An 8,181-nucleotide genomic window follows, 5' to 3' on the forward strand; every position below is an offset into this window, starting at 1 on the left:
CTCCGACTCAGTAGTTCTATGCCGAGTACCACGGACAAGCACGAATCGATCTTTTTTTTGCCGTTTCTCCCTCCTCAGTCATCCCTCTGTCCAAACGTCTTATGCCGGATTAAAACATCTGGTGTAGGGCGTTGTCGCCTTTAGTCCGACTGTGTAATCTGTTCGCCCATAAAAAATGCCCACTCAAACTCGAATGGGCACAAATCTGGAGTTTCCCAGGGACGTCTTGCTATGCCACTAATCGGCAAGGTAAAAGATAAGGCAGACTACCGTGCCGAGCTCAAGCGACACGGCAATCTACATTACCCGGGTACTGCTTAGAACGAGTGCGCGATACCAGCGTAGAAAGCGTTTTGGTTTTGGCCTGTCAAACCAGTACCGTCACCTGTTTCAATTTGAAAGTTGGTTTTTGCGCCGTTACGAATAGTACCGACGCTTGTGTACAACAGAGTGCGCTTAGACAAGCTGTAGTTAGTGCCAATCTGAAACAGGTTAGCGCTACCGATGTTTTGGTTCAGTTTGACGTGATACGCAGAAGCGACCAGAGTCAGCGCTGGTGACAACTGATAGTTCACGCCAAGCCAGAATTGATTAGCTTTAGTTGCGCCAGTGGTGACATCTTGCGGTGCCGACAGATTCACATAACCAGCAAACAGCTTGGCTTTTTCGATAGTGAGCGTACCGCCCAATGTCAACTCTTTAGAGTTGGTGAACAAAGTAGAGTACTGACCCATACCATCGTTAGCAACGTCGTACATTGCGACGAGTGAGTAGTTAGCTTGGTTAAATGATACCGCTACACCACCACTGCTGCTCTTTTTGGTCGAGCCTGCAACTTCACCAAAACCGTATGCGCCTTGGGCTGTGAAGCCGCCGACTGTTGGTGAGATGTATTGAACTTGATTGCTAGTCGTTGGCCAGTTACGACCTTTAACCAAAGTTGCACTGCTCAAGGCTTGCTGGCCGGTAGGGTCAATCGACCAGGTAACGTCACTAGGCAGGGCTAAGTCACGACCGAATTTGATAGTACCTAAACCACCTTCTAAACCAACCAGGGAACGACGTGACCAGATTCTCGATCCGCCACCATTAGGTTGGCCGTTGCTGGAATCAAAACCATTTTCCAATACAAAGAAAGCTTTCAAGCCGCCGCCCAGATCTTCAGTACCCTTGAAGCCAAACATACTAGTGCCCCACTCATTACCGCCGACGCCCCATTGGCCGCCACGTTGGTTGGTGCTGGCATTGTATTGATTGCTTTGATAATTGATACCGCCGTCAACACGACCGTAAATAGTGACATTTGTTTGGGCTTGCGCACCGGCACAAGTGGCGGCCAGAAGGACTGCTGCTGCGAGTGGCTTTAAAACTAATTTACTCATTTCATCTCCTAAGTATAAATATGGTGTTGACCACCGTTTTTCGAGTCTTTTAGCTCGAGATTCATGCCGCTTATCATTGCAAAATACTTGCAATAGTGACTTGCTTTGTTGTTGAATGTGATCTTAAACGCAATTATGTAATTTTTGTTTTATTTGTGTAGTTTTACTATATTGGTGTTGCTAAAAAGCTGCACATTTAATATTGCTTATGAAATTGCTAATATAAAAAGGTGATCGATACCAATGAAAAGGTTATCAGTGAGACCTAAATGATCATGTTTTCTTAATAAATCAGAATATTCTGTACTTTTACTACAAGTAGCTTTATTACATATCTGGCGGAAATGTGACGTGTTCAGATGGATGACGTTTAGCCGCCCTCTGATTGAATAAGAAAATCTCATCAGAGGGAGCCGAATGTTTGCCAGATATTGCTGAGGGGGAAGTGAAGAGTGTCAGATGCTATTAATTAACGCCATCACTTGCGCCAGTTGCGGTGGCTTGGCACCGACATTGAGGCAGGCGGCGGAGCCGCACGCGACCGAGAATCGGAGGTGATGCAGCCAGTCAATCTCAGACAATGTGGGCGAAGTTTGCTGTGACTCTTGCATCAGCGCATAAATCAATCCAGCGATACCGGCGTCGCCTGCACCCACCGTATCGACAATCTCAAGGACCGGCGGCTTGACGTGCCATTCCCGGTCACCAACCAACATCGCGGCACCTTGCTCGCCTAGCGTCAGAAGTATGGCGGCAGCCGGATTAAAGCCACGCAATGTCGCCAGCGCGGCATGTTGATCGTCGGTGCGAAATAGTCCGCATAAATCTTCGTCCGATACTTTGATCACGTCGGCCAGCTGGGCCATGCGTTTGAGCACGGGATCATATTCCGGCGTCATGACATTGCGGAAGTTCGGGTCGTAACTAATCTGTACGCCAGCTTCTTTGAGCTCTTCGGCCAAAGCGATTAGTTTTTCAGCGAGCGGTGCACGGGTCAGGCTGATGCCACCAAAATGCGCCCATTTCGCGGCCTTCTGCCAGCCGGCAGGCAATAGGGCCGGATCGAAGGCTAAGTCGGCTGCGTTATCACCGATGAAGTTATATTGCGGCGGTGCGGTTTCAAAGACGATCGCCAGTAATGGCGGACGGGCTGCACGTTGTAAAAAACGCAGATCGAGACCGGCTTCCCGACTTGCCGCAAACAGCGCATCGCCAAACCAATCCTCACTGATCGCACCCGCAAATCCGGTTGAAGCGCCAAGACTGGCCATGGCCCGGGCGACGTTCCAGATCCCGCCGCCGGTCTTGCTGACCCATAGATCGCCGTCGGTGCGAATCATGTCGGTCAGGGCTTCGCCTGCACTGATAAATAATGGGTATGGTGCTGTATTGAGGTGATGGGTCATGATGTTTTCGAATTCAAAATGGTGAGGTTTGATGGTGCAATGCGCAGATTGTGGTTATGCCAGCGCACAGCCAACCGCATACAGCGATTCCAGATACGCACCCATAGGATGATAGAAATCGGTCTTGCCATGCGGTGGTTTTTCCGCTCCATAGCGCTGGTTATCCCGATGCAAAATCCGATACCAGCCACCTTGTTGCGGATCGATCAAATGGTCCGCGCTGTATTGCCACAATTTGTTATACCAATCCCAATAGGCGGGGTTGCCGGTACGTTGCGCCAACAGCGCCGCGGTCGCTAGCGACTCTGCCTGCACCCAAAAATATTTGTCTTCATCGCAGGCTGTGCCGTCCGGCGCGAGTCCGTACACCAAACCGCCGAATTTCTCATCCCACGCAAGCGGCATCGTCACATCAAACAAGGCTTGCGCACGGGGGACTAGCCAGGCTCCGTCGTGTTGCAGATGCGCGCTATGACGATCGAGCAGCAGCAACAACTTCGACCATTCGGCCATATGGCCGGGTTGATAGCCCCAGGGGCGAAACATATTGCTGCTGTCGTGGCGGTTGTAGTCCCAATCGACTTGCCAGTCGGCGTGATAATGCTCCCAAATCCAGCCACCGCCGAGCGCGGCCTGACGTAGCGTGATGTTGTGCGCCAATAGTTCGGCGCGATGCAGATAGCGTTTATCTTGGGTTGCCTCAAAGGCCGCAATCAACGCTTCGCAGGTATGCATATTTGCGTTCTGACCGCGATAGGACGAAACGACGCCGTCGGGCGTGGCTTCATCGGCATACAAACCATCGGCCTCGGACCAGAACAGGCGCTCCATGAGCGCAAATGTTGCCTCCACACCCGCTGCGGCTTCGGTAATGCCAATTCTGAGCGCGTGGGCGTGGGCTAACAAAACGAATGCCAGACCATAACAATGCTGGGTACGATCGACCGGCACGCCGTTTTCCAGCACCCAGGCATAGCCGCCGTATTCTGGTTGTTTGTGTTTTTCTTCCAGGAAGCGCAAGCCATGCCGTGCAGCATCCCGATATTCTTCTTTGCCATCCAGACGAAACGCCAGCGCGTAGCAAAACACCATGCGTGCGCTGTTGACCAAATGGCGGCTGGCAGCGTCGTAGACACTACCGTCATCGTTCAGATAATGAAAAAATCCGCCAGACGAATCGATCGTGCGCGGATGAAAAAAAGCGATGTCGCGCCGCATTTGTGCGTGCAGGAAAGCCGGGGTTTGACATTCGGAGGGTTGTTGCATCATTGTCTCGGTCTCTATTTTTTATGCTTTGATCAGCGAAAAAACGAATCAAACTGCAGGTCAAACTGTTGCAGCGCTTTTTGCGCATTTTGCATTTTCTTACGGAATTCCGGCCCACGCTTAAGCGCCAGTCCGACCGCCAGAATATCAATCACCACCAGATGCGCAAGCCGTGCCGAGATGGGGGTGTAAGGGTCGGTATTAAAACTCAGATCGATCGGTACCAACACAGTCGCCAGTTCTGCTAGCGGTGTGCCGCTAGGCCCCAGCACGATGATATCGGCCCCGCCTTTTTTGGCTAACTGCACGCTGCGCAACAACGCCGCATTGCCGCCCCGTTGCGAGATGGCAACGACCGCATCGCCGGGCTGTAACAGCGACGCTGCGATGCTGTGTATATGCGGGTCTGAGTAGGCCACCGTCGGCACGCCGGAGCGGAAAAATTTATGCTGCGCGTCCGCCGCCACGATGCCGGAAGTACCCTGACCGTAGAACTCAATCTTGTTCGCTTTAAGTAAAACATCGAGCGCACGTTGAATCGCATCCGGGCTGAGATGATTGCGCAAGTCCAGCAAGGTGTTAATCGACCGGCTGCAAATTTTATTGACGAGATCGACAGCGATGTCATCGGGCGCGAGCATTTCGTTCGCGCCCGGCAAGGCCACGGCCAGACTTTGCGCCAGTTTGAGTTTGAAATCATGCCAGCCGTCATAGCCGACAGCGCGACAAAAACGCACCACGGTCGGCTCTGAGACTTGGGCATTTTTGGCCAGCGCGGTGATGTTCTCGGACAATGCTAGTTGTGGATTATCGAGGATGGTCAGGGCGACTTTTTTCTCCGACTTCGAGAGCGAGTCGATGTGTGTGCGAATTGCATCAAGGAGCATAGCCACGATAATGTTCCTAAACTTCCGGCAAGGCTTCTTCGCGCCACTGCAAGCCATCGCGCCCGATTAAGGCGCTGGCCGCTGCCGGGCCCCAGGTGCCTGCGCTATACGGAATCGGCTCGTTTTCTTCTTGCTCCCAATACTCCAGAATCGGCTCAACCCATTCCCATGCGGCTTCGAGCTCATCGCTACGCATGAACAGTGTCAACTGGCCGCGCAGTACATCGAGCAACAGGCGCTCGTAGGCTTCCATACGCGGTGCTTTAAAACTTTCGCGGAAGTTGAGTTCTAGCTCGACGGGCTTCAAACGCATACCGTCGCCCGGGGTTTTTGCCATCAGATTCAGATGCAAGCCTTCGTCCGGCTGCAAGCGGATGACGAGACAATTATTTTCAAAGCTGCTGTTCGGTTGCGTGAAAATTGAATGCGGTATTTTCTTGAAACGAATCACGATTTCCGCCAGCGAATCTGCCATACGCTTGCCGGTGCGCAGATAAAACGGCACACCCGCCCAGCGCCATGTATCGACTTCGGTTTTGATGGCGACGAAGGTTTCGGTGCGTGAACTCGGATCGGCGTCCTGCTCTTTACGATAGCCCGGCACCGCGATGCCATTGACGTGCCCTGATCGGTATTGGCCGCGCACGACGTTTTGCGCAAGACTGACTGGCGTAAAGCGTTTGAGTGAGCGCAGGACTTTGAGTTTTTCATCCCGCACGGCGTCAGAGGTGATCGACACCGGCGGCTCCATGGCGACGATGCACAGCAATTGCAGTAAATGGTTTTGTAGCATGTCGCGTAAAGCGCCCGAGCTTTCGTAATAGCCCATCCGATTGCCTACGCCCAGTTCTTCGGCAATCGTAATTTGTACGTCGGAGATCCATTCGCGGTTCCACAGCGGCTCAAACAAAACGTTGCCAAAGCGCAGCGCCAATAAGTTTTGTACAGTCTCTTTGCCGAGATAGTGATCGATGCGGAAAATCTGCGACTCAGAAAATAGTTGGCCGACTTCAGCGTTGATTTGTTTGGCGCTGGCGAGATCGCGTCCGAGCGGCTTTTCCAGCACGACGCGCGAGTTTGATGTGGCCAGCCCGCAGCTCGACAGATTACGGCAGATTTTAGAAAACAATGCCGGTGGTGTCGCCAGATAAAACACGTTGGTGACTTTCGGGTCAGGCCGCATGGCTTTGACCAGCGCCTTGTACGAAGTCGCGTCAGTCGCATCCATAGAGACGTAATGGACGCGTGCGCAGAAGCGCTGCCAGATGGCGGCGTCGAAGACTTCCATCGAAATATGCGGCCGCGCATCGTTATCGATTTGTTGCAGAAAATCTTCATTCGAAATGTCCTGCCGCCCGATACATAAAATCCGCGCATTCGGCGGCAAATCATCGGCACGCTCACGCGAGTACATCGCTGGCAATAATTTGCGCATGGAGAGGTCGCCAGTGCCGCCAAAGATTGCCAGATTAAATTCTGCTAAAGCCATGATGTTTTTCCGTTTTATTTAAAGAAATATCCATCTACCAGGACGTGTTTATATATAAGGTTTGTGAAGCACCATAAAGCCCGTTCGGACTGAGTAGGCACAAAGTGCCGTATCGAAGAATCACCGACGCATGTGTATACTTCGATACGCCCTGTGGGCTACTCAGTACGAACGGAGTTTCTTAAGTTTAAACGTCAATCCCCCGCATTGATGAACACACTAGGCCTCCATCAGCGCAACGCGTGCGCGGGCGATTAAACCGTTGGTCGAACTGTCGTGCTGATCGACTGACGTTGTGCCATTGAGTTCGTCGAGTATATGCGTCGCCAGCACTTTGCCGAGTTCGACGCCCCATTGGTCGAAACTGTTGACGCCCCAGATGACGCCCTGGACAAAGACTTTTTGCTCATATAGCGCTATCAACGATCCGAGCGACGTTGGCGTCAATTTTTGCATCAGGATGGTATTGCTAGGACGATTTCCCGGAAAGGTCCGATGCGGCACCAGTGCGTCGATCTCTATTGCGGAGAGTCCTTTACCCTGCATGTCAGCGCGTGCTTCATCCGCTGTTTTGCCGCGCATAAAAGCTTCCGATTGCGCAAAACAATTTGCCAGCAATGCCGCCTGATGGTCCGGCAGATCGTGGCTGGGCGTCAACGCAGCAATGAAATCCACCGGCGTTATATCGCTGCCCTGATGCAAGAGCTGAAAGTAGGCGTGCTGGCCGTTGGTGCCGACATTGCCCCAGATCACCGGACAGGTTTTAATCTCCAACGGGCTGCCGTCGATGGCGACGCGTTTGCCGTTGCTTTCCATTTCAAGTTGCTGCAAATAAGACGGAAAATTGCCTAAATCCTGATGGTAGGGCGCAATCGATAACGACGCGCTGCCGCAAATATTGCGCTGCCAGATGCCGACCAAGGCCAGAATGACGGGCATGTTTTGTTCCAATGGCGCCGTGCGGAAGTGGCTATCCATCGCATGCGCGCCAGCCAGAAATTCACTGAATTGCGCAGCGCCGATCGCCAACGCGACCGACAGACCGATCGATGACCAGACTGAATAACGACCGCCAACCCAATCCCAGAACGGAAACATGTTGTGCGGATCGATGCCAAAGGCCTTGACTGCCTCAGTATTGGTGGACACCGCAACAAAGTGATACGCCAGATCGCTGCTCTGCGCGCCTTCGGCCTGACCCAAAAACCAATGACGCGCACTATGCGCATTCATCATGGTTTCCATCGTGGTAAAGGTTTTGGAGGCGATCACAAACAGGGTGCTGGCGGGATCGACCTGTGACAGGACTGCGTCCAGATCATGGCCGTCAACGTTGGAGACAAAATGCATCGTCAGGCGGGCATGCTGAAACGGGCGCAGCGCCTGACACACCATTTTCGGTCCCAAGTCAGAGCCGCCAATGCCGATATTGACGATGTCGGTAATCGGTTTGCCGCTATAGCCGCGCCATTCTTCAGAACGCACGGCTTCAGTGAATTGCGCTATTTGTTTGAGTACGGCATGTATGTCAGCGTTAATGTGTTGTCCGTCCAGAACGAGCGGGGCGCTCGCTGGCGGCCAAGGTTCGCGTAGTGCCGTGTGCAGGACTGCGCGCTGCTCGGTAGTATTGATTTTTTTGCCTGCAAACATGGCTTCACGCAGCTGTTCGACTTTACGTTCGCGTGCCAGGTTAAACAGCAAAGACATGGTCTCGGTTGTGAGCGTATTCTTGGCGTAATCCAAAAATAAAC

At 52.6% G+C, this 8,181-nt stretch carries 6 protein-coding genes; all 6 read right to left on the minus strand.

All coding sequences use genetic code 11. From position 1 onward, the window contains the following. Positions 1-317 precede the first annotated feature (317 nt). Positions 318-1,382 (minus strand): porin, encoded by a 1,065-nt coding sequence (locus ACVBEF_RS19405; protein ID WP_447125561.1) that lies wholly within the window; start codon positions 1,380-1,382, stop codon positions 318-320. Positions 1,383-1,837: 455 nt separating this feature from the next. After that, positions 1,838-2,788 (minus strand): carbohydrate kinase family protein, encoded by a 951-nt coding sequence (locus ACVBEF_RS19410; RefSeq protein WP_447125562.1) that lies wholly within the window; start codon positions 2,786-2,788, stop codon positions 1,838-1,840. A 54-nt stretch (positions 2,789-2,842) separates the two neighbouring features. Further along, the gene (locus tag ACVBEF_RS19415; RefSeq protein WP_447125563.1) at positions 2,843-4,054 is read right to left on the minus strand and encodes an AGE family epimerase/isomerase; all 1,212 of its coding nucleotides are present in this window, start codon (positions 4,052-4,054) and stop codon (positions 2,843-2,845) included. Positions 4,055-4,086: 32 nt separating this feature from the next. Then, entirely contained in the window at positions 4,087-4,941 is an 855-nt protein-coding gene (locus ACVBEF_RS19420) for an SIS domain-containing protein (protein WP_447125566.1), read from the minus strand. A gap of 16 nt (positions 4,942-4,957) precedes the next feature. Beyond that, positions 4,958-6,430 carry a glucose-6-phosphate dehydrogenase gene (zwf, locus tag ACVBEF_RS19425; RefSeq protein ID WP_447125564.1) on the minus strand — a complete coding sequence of 491 codons (1,473 nt, stop codon included), beginning with the start codon at positions 6,428-6,430 and terminating at the stop codon, positions 4,958-4,960. Positions 6,431-6,649: 219 nt separating this feature from the next. Further along, positions 6,650-8,181: glucose-6-phosphate isomerase (gene pgi / locus ACVBEF_RS19430; protein WP_447125565.1), on the minus strand; the 1,532-nt coding region annotated here is incomplete at its 5' end.

Source organism: Glaciimonas sp. GG7 (assembly GCF_052976905.1).